Origin of the sequence: Halopelagius longus (assembly GCF_900100875.1) — an archaeon.
Lineage (GTDB): Archaea > Halobacteriota > Halobacteria > Halobacteriales > Haloferacaceae > Halopelagius > Halopelagius longus.
The window spans coordinates 214,503-237,546 of the sequence record NZ_FNKQ01000003.1 but is presented as its reverse complement, the minus strand read 5'-3'; the positions used below and the strand labels follow the sequence as shown (position 1 = coordinate 237,546).

Annotated in this window: 23 protein-coding genes and 1 tRNA gene; 15 read left to right on the top strand and 9 right to left on the bottom strand. The window is 69.8% G+C overall.

The window, feature by feature from the left end:
- Positions 1 to 3: 3 nt before the first annotated feature.
- Together BLS11_RS11925 and BLS11_RS11920 are read right to left on the bottom strand one after the other, a co-directional pair.
- Positions 4 to 183 (bottom strand): ribbon-helix-helix domain-containing protein, encoded by a 180-nt coding sequence (locus tag BLS11_RS11925; protein WP_092537739.1) that lies wholly within the window; start codon positions 181 to 183, stop codon positions 4 to 6.
- Positions 184 to 394: 211 nt separating this feature from the next.
- On the bottom strand, positions 395 to 970 hold the full coding sequence (locus BLS11_RS11920) for a double zinc ribbon domain-containing protein (RefSeq protein ID WP_092537737.1): 576 nt from the start codon (positions 968 to 970) through the stop codon (positions 395 to 397).
- A gap of 105 nt (positions 971 to 1,075) precedes the next feature.
- Between BLS11_RS11920 and BLS11_RS11915 the strand changes: the two genes are divergently transcribed.
- Positions 1,076 to 1,149, top strand: a tRNA-Tyr gene (locus BLS11_RS11915).
- Positions 1,150 to 1,297: 148 nt separating this feature from the next.
- Here the strand turns inward: BLS11_RS11915 and BLS11_RS11910 are convergent.
- From BLS11_RS11910 to BLS11_RS11895, 4 genes are all read right to left on the bottom strand, one after another.
- Positions 1,298 to 1,642 (bottom strand): hypothetical protein, encoded by a 345-nt coding sequence (locus tag BLS11_RS11910; protein WP_092537735.1) that lies wholly within the window; start codon positions 1,640 to 1,642, stop codon positions 1,298 to 1,300.
- Positions 1,643 to 1,760: 118 nt separating this feature from the next.
- The gene (locus BLS11_RS11905) at positions 1,761 to 2,078 is read right to left on the bottom strand and encodes a HalOD1 output domain-containing protein (RefSeq protein WP_175454444.1); all 318 of its coding nucleotides are present in this window, start codon (positions 2,076 to 2,078) and stop codon (positions 1,761 to 1,763) included.
- Between the two features lie 68 nt (positions 2,079 to 2,146).
- Positions 2,147 to 2,806, bottom strand: coding sequence for a helix-turn-helix domain-containing protein (locus BLS11_RS11900; protein ID WP_092537734.1), 660 nt, complete (start codon positions 2,804 to 2,806; stop codon positions 2,147 to 2,149).
- A gap of 43 nt (positions 2,807 to 2,849) precedes the next feature.
- Positions 2,850 to 3,332 carry a peroxiredoxin family protein gene (locus BLS11_RS11895; protein WP_092537732.1) on the bottom strand — a complete coding sequence of 161 codons (483 nt, stop codon included), beginning with the start codon at positions 3,330 to 3,332 and terminating at the stop codon, positions 2,850 to 2,852.
- A 166-nt stretch (positions 3,333 to 3,498) separates the two neighbouring features.
- Here BLS11_RS11895 and BLS11_RS11890 point away from each other — a divergent pair, with 166 nt between their 5' ends.
- From BLS11_RS11890 to BLS11_RS11825, 14 genes are all read left to right on the top strand, one after another.
- The gene (locus BLS11_RS11890; RefSeq protein WP_092537730.1) at positions 3,499 to 4,488 is read left to right on the top strand and encodes an aldo/keto reductase; all 990 of its coding nucleotides are present in this window, start codon (positions 3,499 to 3,501) and stop codon (positions 4,486 to 4,488) included.
- Between the two features lie 156 nt (positions 4,489 to 4,644).
- Complete coding sequence (locus BLS11_RS11885; RefSeq protein ID WP_092537728.1) at positions 4,645 to 5,730, top strand: Gfo/Idh/MocA family protein; 1,086 nt, start codon at positions 4,645 to 4,647, stop codon at positions 5,728 to 5,730.
- Positions 5,731 to 5,835: 105 nt separating this feature from the next.
- The gene (locus tag BLS11_RS11880) at positions 5,836 to 6,237 is read left to right on the top strand and encodes a DUF5789 family protein (protein ID WP_092537726.1); all 402 of its coding nucleotides are present in this window, start codon (positions 5,836 to 5,838) and stop codon (positions 6,235 to 6,237) included.
- A gap of 89 nt (positions 6,238 to 6,326) precedes the next feature.
- Entirely contained in the window at positions 6,327 to 7,526 is a 1,200-nt protein-coding gene (locus tag BLS11_RS11875; protein WP_092537724.1) for a M24 family metallopeptidase, read from the top strand.
- Between the two features lie 83 nt (positions 7,527 to 7,609).
- Complete coding sequence (locus BLS11_RS11870; RefSeq protein ID WP_092537722.1) at positions 7,610 to 8,575, top strand: DNA glycosylase family protein; 966 nt, start codon at positions 7,610 to 7,612, stop codon at positions 8,573 to 8,575.
- Between the two features lie 51 nt (positions 8,576 to 8,626).
- Positions 8,627 to 9,262: an HAD family hydrolase gene (locus tag BLS11_RS11865; RefSeq protein ID WP_092537720.1), complete on the top strand. Its 636-nt coding sequence runs from the start codon at positions 8,627 to 8,629 to the stop codon at positions 9,260 to 9,262.
- On the top strand, positions 9,253 to 10,182 hold the full coding sequence (locus tag BLS11_RS11860) for a CobD/CbiB family cobalamin biosynthesis protein (RefSeq protein ID WP_092537718.1): 930 nt from the start codon (positions 9,253 to 9,255) through the stop codon (positions 10,180 to 10,182). Before BLS11_RS11865 ends, BLS11_RS11860 begins: the two co-directional genes overlap by 10 nt.
- The gene (gene cobS / locus BLS11_RS11855) at positions 10,179 to 10,943 is read left to right on the top strand and encodes an adenosylcobinamide-GDP ribazoletransferase (protein WP_092538589.1); all 765 of its coding nucleotides are present in this window, start codon (positions 10,179 to 10,181) and stop codon (positions 10,941 to 10,943) included. Before BLS11_RS11860 ends, cobS begins: the two co-directional genes overlap by 4 nt.
- Positions 10,928 to 11,521, top strand: coding sequence for an NTP transferase domain-containing protein (locus tag BLS11_RS11850; protein ID WP_394327396.1), 594 nt, complete (start codon positions 10,928 to 10,930; stop codon positions 11,519 to 11,521). The genes cobS and BLS11_RS11850 overlap by 16 nt, the downstream gene beginning before the upstream one ends.
- Positions 11,512 to 12,504, top strand: coding sequence for a nicotinate-nucleotide--dimethylbenzimidazole phosphoribosyltransferase (locus BLS11_RS11845; RefSeq protein ID WP_092537714.1), 993 nt, complete (start codon positions 11,512 to 11,514; stop codon positions 12,502 to 12,504). Before BLS11_RS11850 ends, BLS11_RS11845 begins: the two co-directional genes overlap by 10 nt.
- Entirely contained in the window at positions 12,494 to 13,504 is a 1,011-nt protein-coding gene (locus BLS11_RS11840) for a threonine-phosphate decarboxylase (RefSeq protein WP_092537712.1), read from the top strand. The genes BLS11_RS11845 and BLS11_RS11840 overlap by 11 nt, the downstream gene beginning before the upstream one ends.
- Positions 13,505 to 13,507: 3 nt before the next feature.
- Complete coding sequence (locus BLS11_RS11835; RefSeq protein WP_092537710.1) at positions 13,508 to 14,263, top strand: adenosylcobinamide amidohydrolase; 756 nt, start codon at positions 13,508 to 13,510, stop codon at positions 14,261 to 14,263.
- Between the two features lie 31 nt (positions 14,264 to 14,294).
- The gene (locus BLS11_RS11830; RefSeq protein WP_092537708.1) at positions 14,295 to 15,890 is read left to right on the top strand and encodes a cobyric acid synthase; all 1,596 of its coding nucleotides are present in this window, start codon (positions 14,295 to 14,297) and stop codon (positions 15,888 to 15,890) included.
- Between the two features lie 46 nt (positions 15,891 to 15,936).
- Positions 15,937 to 17,700, top strand: coding sequence for an aldehyde ferredoxin oxidoreductase family protein (locus BLS11_RS11825; RefSeq protein WP_092537706.1), 1,764 nt, complete (start codon positions 15,937 to 15,939; stop codon positions 17,698 to 17,700).
- A 2-nt stretch (positions 17,701 to 17,702) separates the two neighbouring features.
- On the opposite strand, the gene fdhF is transcribed toward BLS11_RS11825, so the two are convergent.
- The 3 genes from fdhF to BLS11_RS11810 are packed head-to-tail and all read right to left on the bottom strand — an operon-like array spanning position 17,703 to position 22,965.
- Positions 17,703 to 21,035: a formate dehydrogenase subunit alpha gene (gene fdhF, locus BLS11_RS11820; protein WP_092537704.1), complete on the bottom strand. Its 3,333-nt coding sequence runs from the start codon at positions 21,033 to 21,035 to the stop codon at positions 17,703 to 17,705.
- Complete coding sequence (locus tag BLS11_RS11815; protein ID WP_092537702.1) at positions 21,032 to 22,603, bottom strand: NADH-ubiquinone oxidoreductase-F iron-sulfur binding region domain-containing protein; 1,572 nt, start codon at positions 22,601 to 22,603, stop codon at positions 21,032 to 21,034. The genes fdhF and BLS11_RS11815 overlap by 4 nt, the downstream gene beginning before the upstream one ends.
- A gap of 59 nt (positions 22,604 to 22,662) precedes the next feature.
- Entirely contained in the window at positions 22,663 to 22,965 is a 303-nt protein-coding gene (locus BLS11_RS11810; RefSeq protein WP_092537699.1) for a hypothetical protein, read from the bottom strand.
- Positions 22,966 to 23,044 lie beyond the last annotated feature (79 nt).

Here is a 23,044-nt window from a genome sequence, read left to right as displayed (position 1 = left end):
CGTCTACACCTTGGCCCAGGTTCGCTTGCCCGAGTGTTCGCGGTTCTCGGACTGCTGTTCGTTGAGCATCTCGCGCACCGCTGAACGGATGGCCTCGCTCCGGTTCGGGAATTCCCCGGTTTCGACCATGCGTTCAACTTCCTCGATCTGCTGCTTCGGAATTCGTAGTGTCACACGCTCCATATTTTTGCATTCCCCCGGTAAGACGGCGCGCACCGTTGTGCGAGCATCTTACACACCCGAAAACGCGGGACGGAGAGCGTTTCCCCGCCGCGAGGCCGGTGTGTAAGACGACCGTCTTACGCGACAGTTACCACAGAGCGATACGTTATAAATGTAACGGCGAGTGTAAGACAAACCGCTCAGACTGTCGTATGCGGACGACTGAAGGCGTTTACGGGCGTTCGAGCACGTCCGCCGCGGAGGTGCGGCGGCCGCATCCGGGGCAGAACGCCCAGTCGGAGCGGAGTTCGTCCCCGCACTCGCAGAACACCCGATGGTTCGCTTTCTCGCCGCAGTTCGGACAGTACACGTGTTCGTCGGACACCTCCTCGCCGCACTTCTCGCAGGCGTCCGTTCGACTCTCGGCGGCCGTCCGGTCCTCGTCGGCCTCTGTCTTACGCGCCTCGGACGCGCCGTCGGCGCTCTCGCCGGCGTTTACGCCGTTTTCGACGGTTTTCGCTCCCTCGACGGTGAGGTTGACGTTTACGTCGCGCGGCGGCGTCCGTCGCTCGCCGAGGCGCGTGGCGAGTAGTTCGTCGACTCGTTCGGTGACGAGTTCGTCGACGTACGCGGCGAGTGCGGCGTCGATGGTGCCAGTCGCGCCCGACCGGTCGGCGTCGGACGACTCACGCTCCGCCCGGTCGAGGTACGTACGCAACGCGTCGCGCATCACCTCGCTCTTGGAGGTGTCTAACCCCTCCAGTCGCTCGACGAGGTCGTCGTCGGCGCGGAACGTTATTTTACTCATTCGTCACGTCCATTCTCCCGATGGTATTTCAATGTTCGGACGCGTCGGTTCGGAACGGACGAAATTGATAATCCTTAAGAGCGGCAGTCCGATAGACGAACGTGACCGCTCTTAGCTCAGCTTGGTAGAGCAGCCGACTGTAGATCGGCTTGCCCCCCGTTCAAATCGGGGAGAGCGGACTTCTCCTGCGAACGAAGTGAGCGGTGAACGGTCCGTCTCGGTCCGATTCGAGCAGCGAACGAATCTCCGATTTGCGAGCGAGTTCAAATCGGGGAGAGCGGATTGACTCGTTTTCGCGCCGAAATCGGAGCGTCGTAGCGGTTCACGCTACGGCGTCCGGTCCTCCGCCTCGACCAGCGTCGCGTGTTCGAGTTGTTCGATGGTCCCTTCCCGTCGAATCTGGACCGTCGTCCCGGGAAGTTCGCCGCCCCTCGAGTCCGCCTCCTCGGGCATCGTCACGGCCGTAACGTCGTCGAGAGTGACCTCCCGGCGCTGAATCGGCGACCCCTCGTACTCCACGGTCTCCCATATGTCGGCGTCGATGTCGAGTTCCTCGCCGAAGTACTCCTCCGAGTCGGGGTTCACCGAGTCCTCCGTCTGGGACTCGCCGGTCGTCCGGTTGTCGTCGAACTGGACCTCCTCGTGCTTGTACTGATAGAGAGTGACTAACATGTTGCGTAGAACGGGGTCGGAGTAGTAGAATGTTCTTGGGAGGGAGGCGGACATTGTTCGCGGAGAAAACGAAGCGAGGCGTCCGACGCGCGCCCCGCGGGACGAACCGGACGGCGTCTCACTCCGGCGGAGTGACCTCCACCACGCCGTCGCTGAGAACGGCGACGTCGCAGTCGTGGTAACTGAACCGGACTCGGCCGGAGATGGCGGGCGACCCGTCGTCTCGGAACATCTCGTCGAGGGCGTCCGGGTCGATGACGCTGTACAGGGGGTCGAGTACGGGGGCGGTGTCGCCCTCGCCCGCGGGTTCGGTCGCGACGGGTCTGTACCCCGCTACCGCGGCCACAGCCGAGACGACTGCGTTACTCGGAGACTCCTTCGGGGAGATATCGTATGCGAACGGAGACGGCTTGCTTCGTCCCGTAGAATTTGACATTATGTCCTACTTCGGTTCGGATTCGGTTCAGCGGTGGCACTAATTATGAAACCCATTTAAATGGGTCCCTACGAGGGGTCAGTATCGACGATAGTCGCCGTGAGGAGGTTGCGGTATCCCCGCTTGAGGCGCGCCGAGAGCGACGGACGCGAGATGCCGAGTTCCGAGGCGAGTTCCTCCAGATTCGTCCGCCGCGGTTCGTCGTAGTACCCCCGCTCGAAGGCGAGGACCAACGCCTCGTACTGCTCTTCGGTCAGGTCGTAGCCCGAACCGGTCGTCGTCTCGGTGAGTCTGCTGAGGCGGGTGAGTCGCACGGGTATCTCGTGGTCGTCGCAGTAGCGTTGGAACTGCGAGAACGACTCCGCGGACCGGGCGCGGAGTTCGAACGTCCACCCCGACTCCGCCCCGCTAGCGGAGACGACGGTCACGTCCGTCGCGGCGATAGCCCCCATGATGCCCATGTAGTCGGGGTCCCACTCCGCGCGGAACAGTCCCTTGTCGCCTAAGTCCTCCATCAGGACGACCGACCGCAACTCCGGGAGGTCGTCGAACACCGCCAAGATGTCCTCCATCTCGTCTCCGGGGTAGTGCACCCAGAAGAACGGCATCACCGTGTCCGCGTTCGGAACCACGCGGTCGAGTTCCAGTCGCACCTCCGGCCGTTCTTCGAAGACCCTCCCCAACGGGAAGGCGGCGGCGGGCATGAGGAAGTCGGCTATGGACGTCATGGGTAGCAATAGGGGCGGGCCGGCCGTTAAACGGCGGGTCCGCTCACCCCTCGAACGGATCCTCGTAGTCGTTGCGGATGAAGTACCGGACCCAGTTCCCGTACGTTCGGTCGGCGGGGTGGTCCGCGACCTGTTCGTACCGGACGGTCCCGTCCTCGTCGACGACGTACGTCGCGGCGACGCCCGTGAGTCCGTGGCTCGTCTCCTCGGTTCCGCTGTACTGCTCTGCGACGGTACCGTCGGGGTCGGCGAGCAGTTGGATGTCGAGGTCGAAGCGGTCGCGCATCTCCGTCACCTCGTCCATCGGGTCCGTCACGACGGGAACGACGTCTATGCCGTCGTTGAACCACAGGTCGTACGACACCTCGCTGAACGTCTGGAGTTGTTCGGCGCAGAAGCTACACCAGTGGCCGCGGTTGACGAGGAGGACGGTCGGTCCGGAGTCGAGCGTCTCCGAGAGCGTCGTTTCGCCGCCGCCGGTGTTTTCGAGCGTGAAGTCGGGCGCTTGCGTCTGTTCGAGAGTCACGTCCGTGGCGACGGCCGCCGCGCGTATACCCTCGGGGCCGTTGGGTGCTTCGCGCGCACGACACCCCCGCGGGCGTATCCGTCCGACGAGACGCTTTCTACCGCGTCCTCCCGCGCGTTCTGCCGGTGAACCTACACTTACGGGCCGGGGACGACACCCGTTACCCATGGACCACCGACCGCTCGGAACGACGGGCTACGACGTGACCGAAATCGGACTCGGGACGTGGCAACTCGGCGGCGACTGGGGCGACGTGTCGGACGAGGCGGGGCGCGACGCCGTCCGCGCGGCGTTGGACGAGGGCATCGATTTCCTCGATACCGCGGACGTGTACGGCGACGGCCGGAGCGAACGACTCGTCGGCGAGGTCGTAGAGGAGTACGACGCCTGGGACGACGTGACCGTCGCCACGAAGGCGGGCCGCCGTCTCGACCCTCACGAGGCCGACGGCTACACCGCCGAGAACCTCGAACGGTTCGTCGACCGGAGTCGCGAGAACCTCGGCGTCGATTCGCTGGACCTCCTTCAACTCCACTGCCCGCCCCGCGAGGTGTACTACCGCCCCGAGGTGTTCGACGCCCTCGCGGACCTGCGGGACGACGGCAAACTCTCCCACTACGGCGTGAGCGTCGAGAAAGTCGAGGAGGGACTGAAGGCCATCGAGTATCCGGGCGTCGAGACGGTGCAGATAATCTTCAATCCGTTCCGTCAGCGTCCCGCCGAGGTGTTCTTCCGCGAGGCGAAGCGACGGAACGTGGGCGTCATCGTCCGCGTTCCCCTCGCTTCGGGCCTCCTCACGGGCGCGCTCTCGCGGGATACCGAGTTCCCCGAGGACGACCACCGCAACTACAACCGCGAGGGCGACGCGTTCGACGTGGGCGAGACGTTCGCGGGCGTCCCCTTCGAGGAGGGACTGGCGGCGGCGGAGGAACTGGACGCCGTCGTCCCCGAAGGTACGACGCTGGCGCAGTTCACGCTCCGGTGGATTCTCTCGTTCGACGCCGTCTCGACGATCATCCCCGGGTCGCTGAACCCCGACCACATCGCCGACAACGTCGCCGCCGCGTCGCTTCCGCCCCTCTCTGCGGACCAACTCGAACGCGTCGAGTCGGTGTACGACGAACGCGTGCGCGAACACGTCCACCACCGCTGGTGACGCCGTAGGGGGACGACTCGGACGGACGTATCGGAAACTGAACTTATCGAGACGTTGCCTAAACCCGCCTATTTTCCGTACTGTGACTGTGTTTTTCCGATGAATGACACCCACCAAACACCTATTGCGCCGCCCCCCTTACCGGCGAAACCACGCATGGAGGACGACCGCTCTTTCACGACGCCGCTACAGATGGGAGTCATCGGGCTGGGATACATCGGGACCACCGTCGGGGGTGAGTTCGACGCGCATCCGGACGTCAGCGTCACCGCGCTCTGCGACGTGAACGAGTCCGCGCGGAAGCAGGGCGGCGAGACGTTCCACGTCCCGGAGTCCTCGCAGTACGAGGACTACCAGCGGATGTACGACGAGGAGGCGGAGTTGGACGCGGTGCTCGTCGGGACGCCCCACACGCTCCACTACGAGCAGGTGTCCGCCGCGTTCGACGCCGGCCTCCACGTCTACTGCGACAAGCCGATGACGACGGACTTGGAGACGGCCCGGGAGTTGTACGAACGGTCCCAAGAGAGCGAGGAGATGCTGATGGTCGGCTACCAGCGTCACCTCAACCCCTCGTTCCGGTCGGCCCGGAAGCGATGGAAGGGCCCCGACCGGTGGCCGAACTGGCTCACCGCCGAGGTGACGCAGGACTGGGTGGACCGCTTCGAGGGGACGTGGCGGCAGGACCCCGACCTGAGCGGCGGCGGGTACCTCTACGACACCGGGAGCCACCTGCTCGACGCCATCCTCTGGACCACCGGCCTGACGCCGACGGCCGTCTCCGCCGACATGCAGTTCATCGACGACGAGCAACGCGTCGACGGCGTCGGAAGCCTGCGCATCAAGTTCGAGGAGGGCGCGACGGCCACCGTCTCGGTGAACGGCGACGCCCCCGCGACGCGCGAGCACATCCACGTCTGGGACGACGAGGGCGCGGTGTACCTCGAAGGCCGCGAGTGGGAGCCTCGCAACCTGAAGACCATCGACCCCGACAGCACCGAGCACGTCCCGTACGTGGACTTCGAGAAGCAGCACAACCGCGCGGCTGACTTCCTGCGCGCACTCCGCGACGGGACGGACCCGCCCGCGACGGCCCACGACGGTCTGCGCGTCACCGCCGTCACCGAGGCGGCCTACGAGTCGGCCCGCGCCGACGGCGAGTGGGTGGACATCGACATCGACTCCGTCGCCGAGGCGACGGCCGAGACGACGCCGAACTCGTCGGACGCATCGGACGACTGAGCGCCGACGCGGAGCGGTCGGCCGCCGCGCGCTTTCGACCTCGCTTTCTGACCTATCGTCCGAGGGGCCACAGGACCCTTTCGTGTCGATACCCTCCTCTCCGATATGGCACAGGACGACTCCGACGACTTGGCGGAACGGGACATCCGAGACGCGAACGACCGCAGACACGAACGCACGGAACACGTCGAGAACATCCTCAAAGAGACGGACACCTCCCTCGACGACCACAAGTACCCCGCGACCAGCGAGGAACTCTCCCGCGCGTACGGAGACCAGACCACGGACCTGCCGAACGAGACGGAGTCGCTCGGAAGCGTCTTCGACCGCCTCGACGACGAGTACGACACGGCCCAAGAGGCGCGCGAGGCCGTCTACAACGAACTGACCGGCGAGGCGATGTCGGACCGCACGCCCGAGGGCGGCGTCAACGCGGCGGAGGCGAACGACCAGCGAAACCTCGAAGAGATAGACGACGTCGAGAAGGACCGCACGGACGACGCCTGAGCGTCGGACGCTCGCCCTTCCGACCGTCCCGCCGTCCGAGCGTTTCCGCCTCTCGTGGCTATTTATCCGCGCACTTCCGACGTGCGAGTATGACGACTCGTCTCCCCGACTCCGAGTTCGAAACCCGCCTCACGCTCGTCCGCGGCCGACTCGCCGACGCGGACGCCGACGCGGGGGTGTGGTTCGACGCGACGAGCATCGAGTACCTCACGGGCTTTCACCACGTCCAGACGGAGCGACCGGTCGTCCTCGCGGTGACCGAGGACCGCGTCGAAATCACCGTCCCCCGCCTCGAAGTCGAACGCGTCTCCGAGACGCCGACCATCGACGAGGTTCACCACTACTTCGACTACCCCGGCGGCGACCCCACGGAGACGGCGGCGGAGATGCTCCGCGGACTCGGCGCGGAACGCGTCGCCGCAGACGCCGACGGCGCGCCGGGCGTCATGGGCTTTCGCGGCCCGTCGCTGTCCGCGTTTCTCGACGTCGAGACGCAGAACTGGGTCGGACGGATGCGCTGGGAGAAGTCCGACGCCGAAATCGACTGCATCCGCGAGTCGGCGAAGTGGGCCAACCTCGGGCACCGCCGCCTCGCCGAGTACACCGAAGTCGGCGCGCACCCCGCCACCGTCTCCCAACGCGCCTCGATGGAGGCGTCGCGCGCGATGCTCGATACCCTCGGCGACCGGTACGCCGTCCGCGTCCGCGGCGACGGCCCCGTGACCGCAGGGTACGTAAGCGGCCGCGAGACGGCGCTTCCGCACGGCCACACGCCGAACGAACGTCTCTCCGAGGGCGACGTGATAATCACCGGCGCGACGGCGAACGTCGACGGCTACTACTCCGAACTCGAACGCACGATGTTCGTCGGCGACCCCTCGCCGGAGGACGCCCACTACTTCGAGGTGATGCTCGAAGCCCAGTCCGTCGCCATCGACGCTCTCGGCCCGGACGTCGAGATAGCGTACGTGGACGACGCCGTCACCGAGTACTTCGAAGAACAGGGCGTGGCCGACTTAGCCCGCCACCACGTCGGACACAACATCGGCCTCGACGGGCACGAACCGCCGTACATCGACGGCGGGTGGACGGACCACGCGGCCGCGGACTACGCCGCCGCCTCCGAGGGTGACGAGCGGATGGCACCGGGACACGTCTACACCGTCGAACCCGGCATCTACACCGAGGAGGCGGGTTACCGCCACTCCGACACCGTCGTGGTCACCGAGAACGGGACGGAGACGATGACGTACTACCCACGGGACCTCGAATCGAACGTGATCCGGTAGCGCCGCACACCACTTCCGCCGAACCGGTCACTTTCACTCCGCTCTCGGCGGAGGTTCAAGGGGAGTCGAGCGCTGGTCCCGCCATGGCAGTTGCGAAGCGGACGAGTCTCGCGCTTCCCGTCGCGCCGCCGTACGACTTCCGGCGGTCGGTCGAGTACTTCGACCAGTTCGCGCCCGCGGCCGGCGGCACCGCCCGCCATCGCGACGCCGTCGTCACGGGCGGGTTCGCCCCCGAACCGTTCGTCGCCCGCCTCCGCGCGGACGAGTCGGGTCTCGTCCACGCCCGCGTGGAGTGGATCGAAGAACCGGGCGACGGGAGCGCGGTTGCGGAGCGCCTCGATTCGTTCCTTTCTCTCTCCGACGACCTCTCGCCGTTGTACGACGCCGCCGCCTCGGACCCGGCGTTCGCCCGCGCCGTCGCCGACCTGTACGGCTACCACCACGTCCGCTTTCCGACGCCGTTCGAGGCCGCCTGTTGGGCCGTCCTCTCCCGCCGGACGCCGACGCTGACGGCCCTCCGGCGGAAACGGTCGCTCGCGGAGTCGGCCGGTCGCGTCGTCTCCGTCGACGGACTGCGCCCGCCCCGCCGGCCCGCGTCCGGCGACGTCGAGGAGTCGCCCCTCCGACTGTTTCCGACGCCGGAACGCGTCGCGGCGGCGTCCGACGCGGTCCGCGAAACGCTGGACGACGACCCCGCGCGGGCCGTCCTCGGGGCCGCGGCGGCGTTCGAGAGCGAGGACCTCTCGGCGCTGTCGTCGCGGAGTCTCGTCGCCCGCCTCTGCGAGATTCGAGGGTTCGACCCGCGGTCGGCCACCTTCGTCGCCCGCCGCGGGTTCGGCCGAACGTCGCTCCTCCCCGTCCGAGAGCGTCGCCTCCGGACGGCCGTCGCCGACCTGTACGGCCTCGACGACGCCACCGACGACGACATCGTGCGGTTGAGCGACCCTTACGGCGACAGTCGGGGGTACTGGGCGCACTACGTCCGCGCGTGGGCGTCCCTCCGCGGCGACGGCGGCGGTGGCGACGGTGGCCGCGACGGCGACGACTGACCGCCGTCCACCTCCGGCATATTGAAGTCGAATTTCGCTCACTCTCCTGACGTGGCAGTCTCTTTCGACCTCTTCGGAACCCTCGTCTCCGTGGACCGCACCGCAGACCCCGCGGCGGCGGTGGCGGCGGAACTCCGCGAACGGGGCGTCGCCGTCCCGGCCGACTGGGCCGAGGCGTACGGCGACGTCCACGTGGACGCCCCCGAGGGCGCGGAAGTCCCCCTCCCGGCGCACGTCGCCGCCGCCCTGCGCTCTCGCGGCGTCGAGGTGCCCGCGAACGCCGCCCGGCGGGCCGTCGTCGCCGCCTTCGACCCCGATGTGGAGACGCGTCCCGGCACGGCGGAGGCCGTCGCCGCGGCGGCGGAACGCGGTCCCGTGGGTCTCCTCTCGAACTGTTCGGTCCCCGAACTCGTCGCGCGGACGACCATCCGCGCGGACTTCGACCGCGACGCGTTCGACGCGACGGTGACGAGCGTCGCCTGCGGGTGGCGAAAGCCCCACCCCGAGGCGTTCCGCACGCTGGCGACCCGACTGGACGTCGCCCCCCAGACGCTCGTCCACGTCGGCGACGACCCGGAGGCGGACGGCGGCGTCGAGGCCGTCGGCGGGCGGTTCGTGGACGTTTCCGAGGTACCGCTGGAGACGCTGGCGGCGCGTCTCCGCGACGGGGGGGACCCGTGCCCCTGACCGCAACCGCGGCGGTGGGCCTCGCGGCCGTCTTGGACGCCGCGTTCGCCGAACCGCCCGCAGGCGTCCATCCGGTCGCGCGGTTCGGCCGCCTCGTGGGCGCGGTGGACCGCGAGTGGTCCCGTCCCCGACTCGTCGGCGTCGCCGCCGCCGCCTCGCTCCCACTCCTCTTCGCTGGCGCGGGCGCGGGCGCCGTCGCCCTCGGGTCGGCGCTCGACCCCCGAATCGGCGCGCTCCTCGCCGGACTCGTCCTCTTCTCGACGACGAGTCTCAGGATGCTCCTCGATTCCGCCCGCGAGGTGGTCGCCGAGGCGGACGCCGACGTCGACGCCGCGCGCCTGTCGCTCCGCTCTCTGGCCGGGCGCGACGCCTCCGCGTTGGACGCCGCGCACCTCCGCTCTGCGGCCGTCGAGAGCGTCGCGGAGAACCTCGCGGACGGCCTCGTCGCGCCCCTCGCGGCCTTCGCCGTCTGCGCGCCCGTCTCGCTCTCCCTCGCCGCCGGGGCGGCCGCGTGGGTGAAAGGCGTCAACACGCTCGACTCGATGCTCGGCTACCGGTCGAAGCCGGTCGGGTGGGCTCCCGCCCGTCTGGACGACGCCGTCATGTGGCTTCCGGCGCGCCTCTCGGCCGTCCTCGTGGCCGTCGCCGCCGGGACGCCGACGCTCGTCGCGTCCGACCGGGTTCGCTCGCTGGCCCGGCGGCCCGCCTCGCCGAACTCGGGGTGGCCGATGGCGGCGATGGCGGCGGCGCTCCCGGCGCGACTGACGAAACCGGGCGCGTACGACCTCGACCCGGGCGCGGCCGCCGGGGGGCCGTCCTCGTCGCTTCCCTCCGCCGACGACGCCGCCCGCGCCGTCGCGGTGACGCGCCGCGCCGGACTGCTCGCCGTCGCCCTCGCGGGGGTGATCGCGTGGTTCTGACCCTGACCGCCGTCCGCGGCGGCCTGACGTTCCTCACGCGCCTCCCAGTCGAGAGCGACGAGGAGTCGTGGGAGGCGTTCCGCCGGACGCCCGCCGCGTTCCCCCTCGTCGGCTACGTCGTCGGCCTCCTCGCGGCACTCGTCCTCTCGCTTTCGCTTCCGGCCCCGACGGCGGTTGCGCTCTACCTCCTCGTCCTCTACCTCCTCACGGGCGTCACGCACGCCGACGGCCTCGCGGACGTGGGCGACGCCGCCGCCGTCCACGGCGAGGCCGAGCGTCGCACGGCGGTGCTGAAAGACTCCGCAACCGGCGTCGGGGGTGCCCTGTCTCTGGGCGTCGTCCTCCTCGTTCTCGCCCTCGGCGCTCTCTCCCTCGCGGACGCCTCCCGGTGGGCGTACCCGGCGGCCGTCTTCGCCATCGCCCTCGCGGCGGAAGTCGGTGCGAAGACGGGGATGGCGTATCTCGTCTGTACGGGGTCGCCCGCCCACGAGGGGATGGGATCGGCGCTCGCGGGCGAGGCGGACGCGGCGGACTTCCGGTCCGCGTTGGTTCCGCTGATCCCTCTCGCCCTCGTCGCCGCGTTCGCCGGCGGGGCGGGCGTCGTCGCCGCGGCACTCGCGCCCGTCGGCGCCGCGCACCTCGTCGGTCGGTGGGCGGAGGACCGCCTCGGCGGCGTCAGCGGCGACGTCTTCGGCGCGGCGAACGAACTCGGGCGCGCCGTCGGACTCCACGCGGGGGTGATAGCGTGGACGCTCTTCTGATGTGCGGCGGCCGCGGCACCCGACTCGGCGGTGAGACGGAGAAACCGCTCGTCCCTATAGACGGAACGCCGATGTTCGACCGCGCGGCGGCGGCACTCCGCGAGAGTCGCGTCGATACCGTCTACGCCGTCGTCTCGCCGAACGCCCCCGAGACGGCCGCTCACGCGCGAGAGCGGGGCGTCCCGACCGTCGAGACGCCCGGCGAGGGGTACGTCGAGGACCTAGAGTGTGCTCTCGGGGAGGTGGGCCGACCGGTCGTCACCGTCGCCGCCGACCTCCCCCTCCTCGCGGCCGACCACGTGGACGACGCTATCGCGGCGGCGCGCCGGGACGAGGCGGGATGCGAGGACGACGCCTTCGACTCGGTGACGGTCTGCGTCCCGGCGGCGTTGAAGCGTCGACTCGGCGCGTCGGCGGACTCGACGTTCGAGTGCGAGGGCCGGGAACTCGCGCCGACCGGACTGAACGTCGTGTCGGACGCACCGGACGACACCGTGCGGATTACGTACGACGCCCGCCTCGCGGTCAACGTGAACCGACCGGACGACGCGGAACTCGCGGAGGACCTGTGCGACTGATACTCGTCGCGGGCACCACCCGCACGGCGGAGCGAGACGGAATCAGCGCCGCCGGGGCGACGCGCGACCTCCTCCTGCACACGCCGAGCGCCGACGCCGAGATTCTGACGTACGGCGAGCCGATTCGCGCGCCGGTCACGCCCGTCAGCCCGTCGGGGTGTCCGACCCCCGCGGCGGTCACCCGCGCGGTGTACGAACTGCTGGACTTCGAGGCGACGGTCGTAGACGGCGGTCTCGCCCGCCCGACGGCGGCCCCGACGGTGGCGATGGGCGCGAAACCCGGCCGCGACATCGGCGAACCGGACCCCGTCCAGACCGCGCCGGGGGCGTTCGCCGCCGCGCGGGAACTCGGACGCGCGCTTCCGGACGCGGAGATAGTCGTCGGCGAGACGGTTCCCGGCGGGACGACGACGGCGATGGCCGTCCTCCGCGCCCTCGGCGAGGAGTGGCCCGTCTCCTCGTCGTTCCCCGAGAACCCGGTCGAACTGAAAGAGCGAGTCGTCGCCGAGGCGTTCGAGTCGTCGGATATGGACCCGGGGCAGGCGGCCCACACGCCCGAGTTGGCCGTCCGGTTCGTCGGCGACCCCGTCCTCGCCGTCGCCGCGGGACTGGCCGCGGGCGCACTCGAATCGGGGACCGAGGTGATTCTCGGCGGCGGCACGCAGATGCTCGCCGTCGCCGCACTCGTCCGCCACGCGGGCGTCCCCGAACCGATGACGCTCGCCACCACGTCGTACCTCCGCGACGACGTGCCCGAACTCTCCGCCGCGGCGTCGTCGTTCGACCTCGACCTGGTCGTCACCGACCCCGGGTTCGACGCGCCCGAGGCCGGTCCGCTCTCGGCGTACGCCGACGGCGTCGCAAAGGAGGGGGCCGCGATGGGCGGCGCGTTGCATCTCGCCGCGCGGGAAGGGGTCCGCGAGCGCGTAATCGACGCAACGCTTGATACGCTGGCACGTCTCAACGCGGACGATGGACCCTGATGCCGTCTCCTCCGTGTCTCGGGTTCCGCACGGCGGCTCCGACGACGACCGACTCGTGGACTTCAGCGCCAACACGAACCCGCGGCGACCGCCGGGGGCGGCGATGGCGTACGAGGCGGCGTTCGGCGTCACCTCGCGGTACCCCTCCGACGACTACGCCGACTTCCGCATCGCCGCCGCGAGATACGTCGACTGCGACCCCCAACAGGTCGTGCCCACCGCCGGCGGACTCGCCGCCCTCCGACTCGCCTTCGGCGTGACGGTCGATAGCGGGGAAACGGTCGTCCTCCCCGAGCCGAGTTTCGGCGAGTACGACCGCGAAGTCCGGCTACAGGGCGGCGTCCCCGTTCCGGTCGCCCACGACGAACTGCTCTCCGTGGACCCGTCGGGCCACGCCGCCGTCGTCGTCTGCAACCCGAACAACCCGACCGGCGAAGCGTACCACCCGAACGACCTCCGCGAGTTCCTCGCGCGGTGCCGCGAGGCCGGCACCGTCCTCGTCGCCGACGAGGCGTTCCTCGACTTCACGGACTACCCCAGTCTGGCGGGCGAGGACGGCGTCGTCGTCGCTCGCTCCCTGACGAAGATGTTCGGCATGCCCGGGTTGCGCGCGGGGTTCGCCGTCGCCACCGGCACCCTCCTCGACAGACTCGAATGCGCGCGCCCGACGTGGGCGCTGTCGGCCCCCGCCGCCGACGTGGGCGAGTACTGCATGAAGCAGTCGTCGTTCGTCGCCGAGACGCGCGACCGGGTGTTCGAGGAACGCGCCCGGATGCGGAACGCCCTCGACGGCGCGTACGGCGTCCACCCCTCCGAGGCTCCCTTCCTCCTCCTCGACGTGGGCGACAGAGACGTGGACGCCCTGTTGGACCACGCCCGCGGGCGCGGCCTGACGCTCCGCGACGCGCGGACGTTCCCCCGCCTCGACTCGCACGTCCGCGTCGCCGTCCGCCTCCCGGAGGAGAACGACAGACTCATCGACGCCCTCCTCGACGCCTGAGGCGTGTCCGACCCCGCCGAACCGACCGCCGGCGTCTTCGACTGTCTCGTCCGCGACGGCGTCTGCCGCCTCCGCAGACCTGAGACCCGGTGGCTCTCGACGGGGCACGCCGGCGGCGAATCCGTCGGCCCCGTCGCGTACAACGTGAGCGTCCCCGAAGGCTGGGCCGAAAGGGACGTAGACGGCTACGTCGCGCGCCGACTCGCGGACGCCGGGTTCGACGCCGACGGCCCGGCGTTGCTCACCGGCGTCTCGATGCGTCACGCGCGCGTCGCCCGACTCGGCCCCGTCGAAGCCGTCGTCACGGCGGGCGTCGACAACCCCGCCGCGTTACCTGTCTCGGAGGAAAAGACCGCTGGAGACGGCGGTTCCGACGCCGACACGGACGCGACGCCCGCCGGCACCGTGAACGTCTTCGTCGGGACGACGCGCGCCCTCGAACCGGGTGCGCTCGAAAACCTCGTCGCCCTCGCCGCCGAGGCGAAGGCGGCGACGCTCGTCTCGCGGACGGGCGTTCCGGGGACGACGACGGACGCGGTGGTCGCCGCCTGCGACCCCGCGGGCGACGCCGCCGCCTACTCCGGGAGCGCGACGGAGGTGGGTGCCGCGGCCCGCGCCTGCGTTCGCGACGCTCTCCTCGCCGCCCTCGATTCGCGTTACGCCGACGAGGACCCGCCCGCGTCCGTCGCCGAGGCGGAACACGGCGTCGTCACCGACGAGACGGCGGCGGTGTCGCGGCCGCCGGGCGCGGACCGGTGATATTCTTGTTCCGGGCGACCACCGTGGGCGTATGACCGACGGAGAACCCCGCCCCGCCCGAACGCTCCTCGTCGCGGGCACCGCGAGCCACGTCGGCAAGAGCACCGTCGTCGCCGGCCTCTGCCGCCGCCTCGCGGACCGCGGCGTCTCCGTCGCGCCGTTCAAGGCCCAGAACATGAGCAACAACGCCCGCGCCGTCCCGCGGGCCGACGCGGTTCGGGACGAAAGCGAGAGCGACCGGAACGTCTTCGGCGAGGTGGGCGTCTCCCAGTACGTCCAAGCGCGGGCGGCGCGCGTCCGCCCGACGACGGACCACAACCCCGTCCTGTTGAAACCCCGCGGCGACGGCGAGTCGCAACTCGTCGTCGACGGCGAGGCGGTGGCGCACCTCTCTGCGGGCGAGTACTACGACGCTCACTGGGACCGCGCGCGGACCGCCGCGGCGGACGCTCACGCCCGCCTCGCCGCCGACCACGACGTTATCGTCGCCGAGGGTGCGGGCTCGATAGCGGAGATAAACCTCCACGACAGGGACCTCTCGAACGTCGAGACGACGCGCTTTTCCGACGCGGACGTGCTTCTCGTCGCGGACATCGAACGCGGCGGCGTCTTCGCCTCCCTCGTGGGAACGCTCGAGCTGATGCCCGACGACGTGCGCGAACGCGTCGTCGGCGCGGTGGTGACGAAGTTCCGCGGCGACCGCTCGATTCTCGAACCGGGCCTCGACGCCTTCGAGGAGCGAACCGAGGTCCCGATTCTGGCCGTCCTGCCGTACGACGACCCCGGCCTCCCCGAGGAGGACAGCGTCTCGCTTCCCGCCGAGGGCGAACGGGCGACGCTCGGAGACGCCTCGCCCGCCGACGACGGCGTCACCGTCGCCGTCCCGCGCCTGCCGCGCGTCTCGAACGCGACGGACCTCGAACCCCTCGCGGCGGAACCCGGCGTCCGCGTCGCCTTCGTCCCCCTCGATTCGGACCTCTCTTCCGCCGACGCCGTCGTCCTCCCGGGGACGAAGAACACCGCCGACGACCTTCTCGCCTGCCGCGAGGCCGGACTCCACGACCGACTGCGGGCGTTCGACGGCCCCGTCGTCGGCCTCTGCGGCGGCTATCAGTTGCTCGGAGAGCGACTCCTCGCGGCCGACGCCGAGGGGACGGGCGACCGGACGGAGATTCCCGGCGTCGGACTGCTCCCCGTCGAGACGGCGTTCTCCCCGGAGAAACGCGTCGCGGCCGTCGAGTGGACCGTCGATGGGTCGGGTCCCCTCGCGGGCGCGGCAGGCCCCGTCTCCGGCTACGAGATTCACGCGGGCGAGACGCGGGCCACGGCGGCGGTGGAGACGCCGTTTACGGACCCCGATACGGGCGCGAGCGACGCCTCCCTCGGCGCTCGCCGCGGCGACGCCCTCGGCACGTACCTCCACGGCCTCTTCGAGAACGACGCGGCGCGGGCGGCGTTCGTCCGCCGCGTCTTCGAGGCGGCGGCGGTCGAACCGCCGGCGCGCGAATCCGAGGGGGACGCCCGACCCGCCGACCCGTACGACCGCGCGGCGACGCTCGTCTCGGATATCTCGCTCGACGCGCTCTTCGGGACCGACGCGCCGTTCGCTTCCGGTTCCGAGGAGTGACCGTCCGCCGAACGCCTCATACCCTTCGCGCCCTTCGAATCCGACGATGGAGACGCCGTACGCCCTCCGGGCGAACCTCTCGACGGGCGAGACGCGCCGCGAACGACTCCCCGAAGACTGGGGAGAGCGGTTCGTCGGCGGCAAGGGCCTCGCCGCGCGCTACCTCTACGAGACGCTAGACCCCGGAACGGACCCCCTCGCTCCGGAGAACGTCCTGATTTTCGCGCTCGGTCCCCTCTCCGGCCATCTCCCGGGCGAGACGCGCGTCGCGGCCGTCACGAAGTCGCCGCTCTCGGGCACGTTTCTCGACTCCTACGTCGGCGGGTCGTTCGCCTCCCGCCTCGTCGGGTCGCTCCGACCGAACGCGCTCCTCGTCGTCGAGGGCGTCGCCCCCGAACCGTCTGCGCTCGTCGTCTCCGACGGCGACGTTCGGATCGAACGGACCGACTCGTGGGGCGACGACGCACCCGCGACCGACGAGGCGTTCGACGGCGGCGTCGCCTGCATCGGCCCGGCGGGCGAGAACCGCGTCCGGTTCGCCACCGTCGCGGTGGACGGCGGCGACCACCACTTCGGGCGGGGCGGCGTCGGGGCCGTCTTCGGGTCGAAGCGACTGAAGGCCGTCGCCGCCAGCGACGACCCGGAGACGCCGAGCGAGGAGTCCGAGGAACTCGCGGCGTCGTTCCGGTCCAGCGACGCCGGCCGGTGGTTGGACGCCCACGGAACCGTCGGCACCGTCGAGTTCGCCGACGCGGCGGACGTGCTTCCGACGCGCGGGTGGCGCGACGGCACGTTCGCGGGCGCTGAGGACATCGGCATCGAGGCGGTGCGGGCGGCGGCCGTCGCGCGCGAAACGTCCGACGACGACGTTCCCGGCGACTTCCGAGTCGCGGGGCGAGACGACGACGGCGACGACGGCGGGCCCGGCGACGGGGAGACGGTGCCGCGCGGCGCGACGCCCATCTCCCTCGGCGCGGCCCTCGGCATCGACGACTTCGACGCCGTCGCCGAACTCGGCGGCCTCTGCGACAGACTCGGTCTCGACGTCATCTCGGCCGGTAACGCCGTCGCGTGGGCCATCCGCGCCGCCGAGGAGGGGCACCTCTCCGCGGACGCGCCGACCTTCGGCGACCCCGACGCCGCGCGGGAACTCTTAGAGAACGTCGCCCGACGGGAGACGGACCTGGGGAACGCGCTGGCCGACGGCGTGGCGGCCGCCGCGAGTCGATTCGGCGGTGCGGACCTGATTCCGATAATCAAGGGCGTCTCGCTCCCGACGTACGACCCCCGAGGCTCCCCGGCGCAGGCACTCGCCTACGCGACGAGCGACAGAGGCGCGTGCCACCGCCGCGCCCGACCGGTCGTCGAGGAGGTGTTCGCCACCGAGGCGTGGACGGAGGCGGAACGCGCCGCCAGCGTCGCCGCCGAACAGGACGCCCGCGCCGCCTCGTGGTGCCTCGTCGCGGACGACTTCGTGGGCGACGTGCTGTCGGACCGCGCGGCGGCGATGCTCGAAGAGCGCGGCTACGACGGCGACTTGGAGACGCTCGGAGAACGAGTGTGGAACCTCACGCGCCTGTTCAACGTCCGCGAGGGGTTCGACCGCTCGGACGACTCCCTGCCGGCGGCCCTCCGTCGGTCGCAGGAACGGGGCCACCGCGAGGGGTTAGACGCCGACGCGTTCGAGTCGTTGCTCTCGGCGTACTACGAGCGTCGCGGGTGGGACGACCGGGGGCGGCCGACCCGTTCGACGCTCGAACGGTTGGACCTGCTCTCGGACGCGGACGCGGAGACGCCCCTCGGCGGGTGAGGTTAGTCGTCCGCGCCGGACTCGCCGGCGCCCGGACTCCGTCCCTCTTCGCGGCCCGCCGTGGCGTCGCCGGGCATCTCGACGGTGAACGGTTCCTCGTCGGGGTCCGCGCCCAGCGGCTCGATCTTCACGCTCGACACCTTGTACTCGGGGATGTGCGAGGTGGGGTCGGTTTCGTGCGACGTGAGTTCGTTCACCGCGCCGCGGGCGAAGTGCATCGGGATGAAGACGACGCCCTCGTCGGACGTCTCCTCTACGTCCGCGCGGACGACGATGCTCCCGCGCCGCGAGGAGACGCGGACGTACTCGCCGTCGGAGACGCCGAGCGTCTCGGCCATGTTCGGATGGATGGTGACGAAACTCTCCGGGACGCTGTGCATGAGTGCCTCGACGCGGCGCGTCATCGTCCCCGTGTGCCAGTGGTAGAGGACGCGCCCCGTCGTGAGCATCAGCGGGTACTCCTCGTCCGGCATCTCCTTCGGCCCGGCGTAGTCGGCCGGGACGAACCGCGCGCGTCCGTCCTCGAAGTTGAACTCCTCCTCGTAGAGGTACGGCGTCCCCGCGTGTTCGGTGTCCCAGACGGGCCACTGGAGGCTGCCGTCCTCCGCGGCGAGTCGGTCGTAGTCGACGCCGCCGTAGATGGGGACGAGCGACGATATCTCCTCCATCACGTCGGAGGGATCGTCGTAGTCCCACTCGTAGCCGAACCGTTCCGCGAGGTCGATGAGTATCTCGAAGTCGGACTTCGCCTGTCCCGGCGGGTCGATGGCCGGTCGAACCCGTTGGATGCGGCGTTCGGTGTTCGTGAACGTCCCCGACTTCTCGGCGGCGGAGGCGGCGGGCAACACCACGTCCGCGTACTGGGCGGTTTCGGTGAGGAAGATATCCTGCACCGCGAGGAAGTCCAACTTCTGGACCGCCTCTTGAGCCTCGGTGTTGTTCGGTTCCGACAGCGCGGGGTTCTCGCCCATGATGTACATCCCGTGGAGTTCGTCGTCCATCATCGCCTCGTACTGTTCGGGGAGGCGGAGGCCGACTCTGTCCGGCGGGCGGACGCCCCACGCCTCCTCGAACTTGTCCAGAACCTCGTCGTCTTGGAGGTCCTGATACCCCGGGAGCGTGTGGGGGGCGGGGCCCATGTCGCCGCCGCCGCCCTGCACGTTGTTCTGGCCGCGGAACGGCGACAGTCCCGCGCCCTGCTTGCCCATGTTGCCCGTCACGAGGGCGAGGTTCGTCATCGCGAGCACGTTCCGCGTCCCGTGGGCGTGTTGGGTCATCCCCATCGCCCACCCGAAGATGCAGGTGTCGGCCGTCGCTATCGTCTCGGCCGCCTCCTTCAGGTCCTCCGGCGGGACGCTCGACAGTTCCTCGACGCGTTCGGGCGTGAACGGTTCGACCTTCTCTTTCAGTTCCTCGAAGTGCTTCGTCCGGTTCTCGATGAACTCCTCGTCGTGGAGGTCCTCGGAGATGATGTGGTTGATCATCCCGTTTATCCACGCGATGTCGCTGCCGGGGCGCGTTCGGGTGTACTGCGTGGCGTGTTCGGCGAGTCCGACCTTCCGCGGGTCGAAGACGAACAGGTCCGCCCCGCTTCGGGCGTTCTGCTTGATGCGCGTCGCGAGGACGGGGTGGCTCTCGGTGGTGTTCGACCCCGTGATGAGGTAACAGTCCGTCTCGCCGACGTCCTCGTTGATTCGCGTCGCCATCGCGCCGTACCCGACGGTCTGTTGTAAGCCGGCGACCGTAGAGGAGTGACAGAGGCGCGCGCAGTTGTCCACGTGCGGCGTCTGTAGCACCTGCCGGGCGAACTTCTGGTTCAGGAAGTTCTCCTCGTTGGTCGCCTTCGAGGAGGAGGTGACGGCGATGGAGTCGGTGCCGTACTCATCCCGGACGGCGGTGAGGTTCTCGTATATCTCGTCTAGCGCCTCCTCCCACGTCGCCTCGCGGAACTCGCCGTCCTCCTTGATGAGGGGCGTGTCGAGCCTGTCCGGACTGTCGGCGAAGTCGTAGCCGAACTTCCCCTTCACGCACGTCGAGAAGTCGTTTGCGGGGGCCGAATCGTCGCTCTCGGTGGGGCGGACGCCGAGTATCTCGCCGTCCTTGCCGTACAACTCGAACCGACAGCCGACGGCGCAGTAGTTGCAGGTGGTCTCGGCCTTGTTGACCCGCGAGAGGCGGGCGTCCGCGACGGTGGTCGCGATGCCGAACAGCCACCCCGCCGGAATCGACTCGGAGGTGACGTCCTCGGCGACGTGTTCGATTCGCTGCATCATCGTCTTCCCGACGCGCGTCCCGTTCTCGCGCGCCTGTCGCTTCGCCTTCGCCATGTAGCGCGCGACGCCGGAGAGTTCGTCCGATTCGGCCGAACCGGTCGCGGCCGTCGCGCCGCCGCCGTAGATGTCGCGGTTCGGGCTGTCGGACGTCTCGGCCGTCTCGACGGGGACGTGCTCTATGACCTTCCCGATGGAGTTCTTCTGTGAGAACCCCGGGATGGGGAGGGTCGCGGCGTCCACGAGTCCCTTCTCGACCAGAGAGCCGGTCGGGCAGACGGTGGCGCAGTGACCGCAGGAGACGCAGGTGGAGTCGTCGAACTTGTCCGCGCCGTTCTGGAAGTCGATGTGCAGGTCCTGGCCGGTGTCGCCCTTCATCCGGAGGACGCCCTCCACCTGCACGTCGTTGCAGGCTTCGACGCACCGGTTACAGAAGATGCACTTGTTGCGGTCTATCTGGATGACCGACGAGGAGTCGTCGAGCGGAACGTACTCGTCTCTGTCCTCGAAGACGCCGTACCGCGGTTCGTGGACGCCGTTCTCGATGGAGGCGTCCTGCAGTTCGCAGCGTCCGTTCTGCCCGCACGTCGTACAGCGGAGGTTGTGGTTCGAGAGGGTCAGATCGAGGTTCACGTCGCGCATGTTCGCGGCGTCCTCGTCGTCGGTGCGGACGGTCATGCCGTCCTCGACGGGGTAACTGCACGAGGGCACGATGCCGTGTTCCTCCGTCTCGACCACGCACGTCCGGCACTCGCTCCGCGGGCCGACGTTGTCGCCCTGTTCGGTGTCTCTGTCGTACGCACAGAGGGCCGGGACGTTCCCCTCGGTTTCGACGGCGTCGAGGGCGTCCTTGATGGTCGACCCCGGCGGGAGGGAGATGTTCCTGCCGTCGACGGTGATCTGGGCCATCCCCTTGGTCCGGGAGCCGACTTCCGGGTCGTTCGCGGTGCCCGTCACGAAGTCCTCCGTCAGCGGTGTGGAGGGTTGAGGGTCCTCCACGTCCGGGACGCCCGGAAGCGGGTCCGAGTCCGCCGCGTCGACGGGCGACAGGTCGTCGGAGCTCATCTGTTCACCTCCCGACTCGCCACCTGACACTCGCCGGCGGGACACCGACCGTCGGCGTGCACGCGGAACTCGGTCTCGAAGGCGTTCATGGCGGTGTCGACGGTTCGGCCCGCGCTCCGGCCGAAGCCGCAGGTGCTCGTCGCGCGCATCGTGCGCGCGAGTTCGCGAATCATGTCGTCGTCGTAGTCGCCGTCGTACACCTCCCTGAGCAGATTCACCAACTGCTTCGTCCCCTCGCGGCAGGGGGCGCACCGCCCGCAGTTCTCGTCCTGCGCGAACCGGGCGCGCTTCCCGGCCGTCGCGACCGGACACTTGTCCTCGTCGAACAGTTCGACGATGCCCTCGGTGCCGAGGTTCGCGGCGTCGAGGGCGGGCGACGATATCGTGTGGTCGAGGTGCGTGGTGAAGCCGCCGAACTGCCCGCCGACGACGGCCATCTTCGGCGACCCCTCGAACTCGACGGCGTCGCGCACGGCGGACATCGACCCGCCGGTCGGGAGTTCGACCGTCGCGGGCGAGTCCACGTCGCCCGTGACGCTCACGAGTCGGGTCCCCGGGTCGGCGTCGTCCGGGTCGAACGCTTCGGGGTTCGAGAGCGCGAGGCGAACCTGCGCGAACGTTCGGGGCGTGTGGACCAGCGTCGGCCGCCCGTAGAGGCCGTGGACGGCGGGCGAGGGCGGCGTGAGTCGCGCCTCGATTCGGTCCGACCCCTCCAACGCCTCCAGCGCTATCGTCGGTTCGCCGGCGATGTAGCGGTCCGGTCCGGCGACGACCTGCGGCCGCGCGTCGAGTCGGTCCTCCTCGATGAGTGCGTCCACCGCCTCCCGCACCCGGCGGCGGAGGAACTCGTCGGCGGTGGTGTACACCACCACGTCCGTCGCGCCGACGGCGTCGGCGGTGAGCGCCGCCGCCTCGACGACGCTGGCGGGGTCGGACTCCAACAGGAGGGGGTCCGCGTGGCTCCGCGGGTCGCGGTCGTTCGCGTTGACGACGACCACCGGGTCGCCGTCCTCCTCGCGTGCGGTCTCCCACGCGTCGGCGATGGGTTCGTCTCGGTGTGCGTCGCCCCGTCCGCGCCCGAGGAGTCCCACCTCGGCGACGCGTTCGTGGACGCTCTCGGCGTCGGCCACGGGCACCGGGTCGGGCGCGTCGTCCGCGGCGGCCCACCCGCACCGCGCGAGGACGCGGCGGCGGCCGACCGAGAGCGGTCCGTCCTCTGGCGTGGGGAGCGAGTCGGGCGAGTCGCCGTGCTCGACGACTGCCGCCGCGCCGTCGGTCGGGAGGCTCCCCGATTCGAGCGTCTCGACGAGTCGTTTCGCCCGCGAACCGTCGCAACTCGGGTGGTACGCGGTTCGACCGTCGAGCGTGCAGAGAACGAGCGGTTCCCATCGGTCGGCCCCCGTCGGCCCCGTCTCCACGACGGTGACGTCGGTGGCGGCGTCTCTCGCCCCGTCGAGGACTGCCGTCGCCGCGGAGACGCGGCGTTCCTCCTCCGGTTCGTCGCGGTGGCCGTGCGATCCCACCGTGACGCGGACGGTCGGACCGTCGCCGCTGCCGGTTGTTGACATACGTCCCTGTCAGAAGAGAGCCGGGGAAAGGTTTATTGGCGATTCACTAACCTGTGCGGTCAGAACGGCGCCGTAAGGTGGTTTCCGTCGCCCCGCCGCCGCCAGAGGAACGCGAGGACGAGGGCGAAGAGGAGGATTCCGGCGACGAGCTTGCCTTTTCCGAGGCCGCCGCCGTTCTCCGATTCGTCGGCGTCCGATTCGGTCTCCTCGTCCGCATCGCTCGTCACGTCCGCGTCCGCTTGGGCGTCCGCGGTGGTCCGAACCGTCGCCTCGTCCGGCTTCGTCGCTTCATCGTCGGCCTGCGTTTCTTCCGTCTCGGCGTCCGTCTCTTCGGTTTCGCCGGTTTCTGTCTCGGTAGACATACCGGTCCGTACGCTCGGGGGTGACGTAGGCGTTCGCCACAGAATCACTGGCGGCAGTCGAGTTTCAACACTTTTGACG

Coding starts and splice junctions, on each gene's coding strand:
- BLS11_RS11925 (WP_092537739.1), bottom strand. CDS start 183: ATGGAGCGTGTGACACTACGAATTCCGAAGCAGCAGATCGAGGAAGTT.
- BLS11_RS11920 (WP_092537737.1), bottom strand. CDS start 970: ATGAGTAAAATAACGTTCCGCGCCGACGACGACCTCGTCGAGCGACTG.
- BLS11_RS11910 (WP_092537735.1), bottom strand. CDS start 1,642: ATGTTAGTCACTCTCTATCAGTACAAGCACGAGGAGGTCCAGTTCGAC.
- BLS11_RS11905 (WP_175454444.1), bottom strand. CDS start 2,078: ATGTCAAATTCTACGGGACGAAGCAAGCCGTCTCCGTTCGCATACGAT.
- BLS11_RS11900 (WP_092537734.1), bottom strand. CDS start 2,806: ATGACGTCCATAGCCGACTTCCTCATGCCCGCCGCCGCCTTCCCGTTG.
- BLS11_RS11890 (WP_092537730.1), top strand. CDS start 3,499: ATGGACCACCGACCGCTCGGAACGACGGGCTACGACGTGACCGAAATC.
- BLS11_RS11885 (WP_092537728.1), top strand. CDS start 4,645: ATGGAGGACGACCGCTCTTTCACGACGCCGCTACAGATGGGAGTCATC.
- BLS11_RS11880 (WP_092537726.1), top strand. CDS start 5,836: ATGGCACAGGACGACTCCGACGACTTGGCGGAACGGGACATCCGAGAC.
- BLS11_RS11875 (WP_092537724.1), top strand. CDS start 6,327: ATGACGACTCGTCTCCCCGACTCCGAGTTCGAAACCCGCCTCACGCTC.
- BLS11_RS11870 (WP_092537722.1), top strand. CDS start 7,610: ATGGCAGTTGCGAAGCGGACGAGTCTCGCGCTTCCCGTCGCGCCGCCG.
- BLS11_RS11840 (WP_092537712.1), top strand. CDS start 12,494: ATGGACCCTGATGCCGTCTCCTCCGTGTCTCGGGTTCCGCACGGCGGC.
- BLS11_RS11830 (WP_092537708.1), top strand. CDS start 14,295: ATGACCGACGGAGAACCCCGCCCCGCCCGAACGCTCCTCGTCGCGGGC.
- BLS11_RS11825 (WP_092537706.1), top strand. CDS start 15,937: ATGGAGACGCCGTACGCCCTCCGGGCGAACCTCTCGACGGGCGAGACG.
- fdhF (WP_092537704.1), bottom strand. CDS start 21,035: ATGAGCTCCGACGACCTGTCGCCCGTCGACGCGGCGGACTCGGACCCG.
- BLS11_RS11815 (WP_092537702.1), bottom strand. CDS start 22,603: ATGTCAACAACCGGCAGCGGCGACGGTCCGACCGTCCGCGTCACGGTG.
- BLS11_RS11810 (WP_092537699.1), bottom strand. CDS start 22,965: ATGTCTACCGAGACAGAAACCGGCGAAACCGAAGAGACGGACGCCGAG.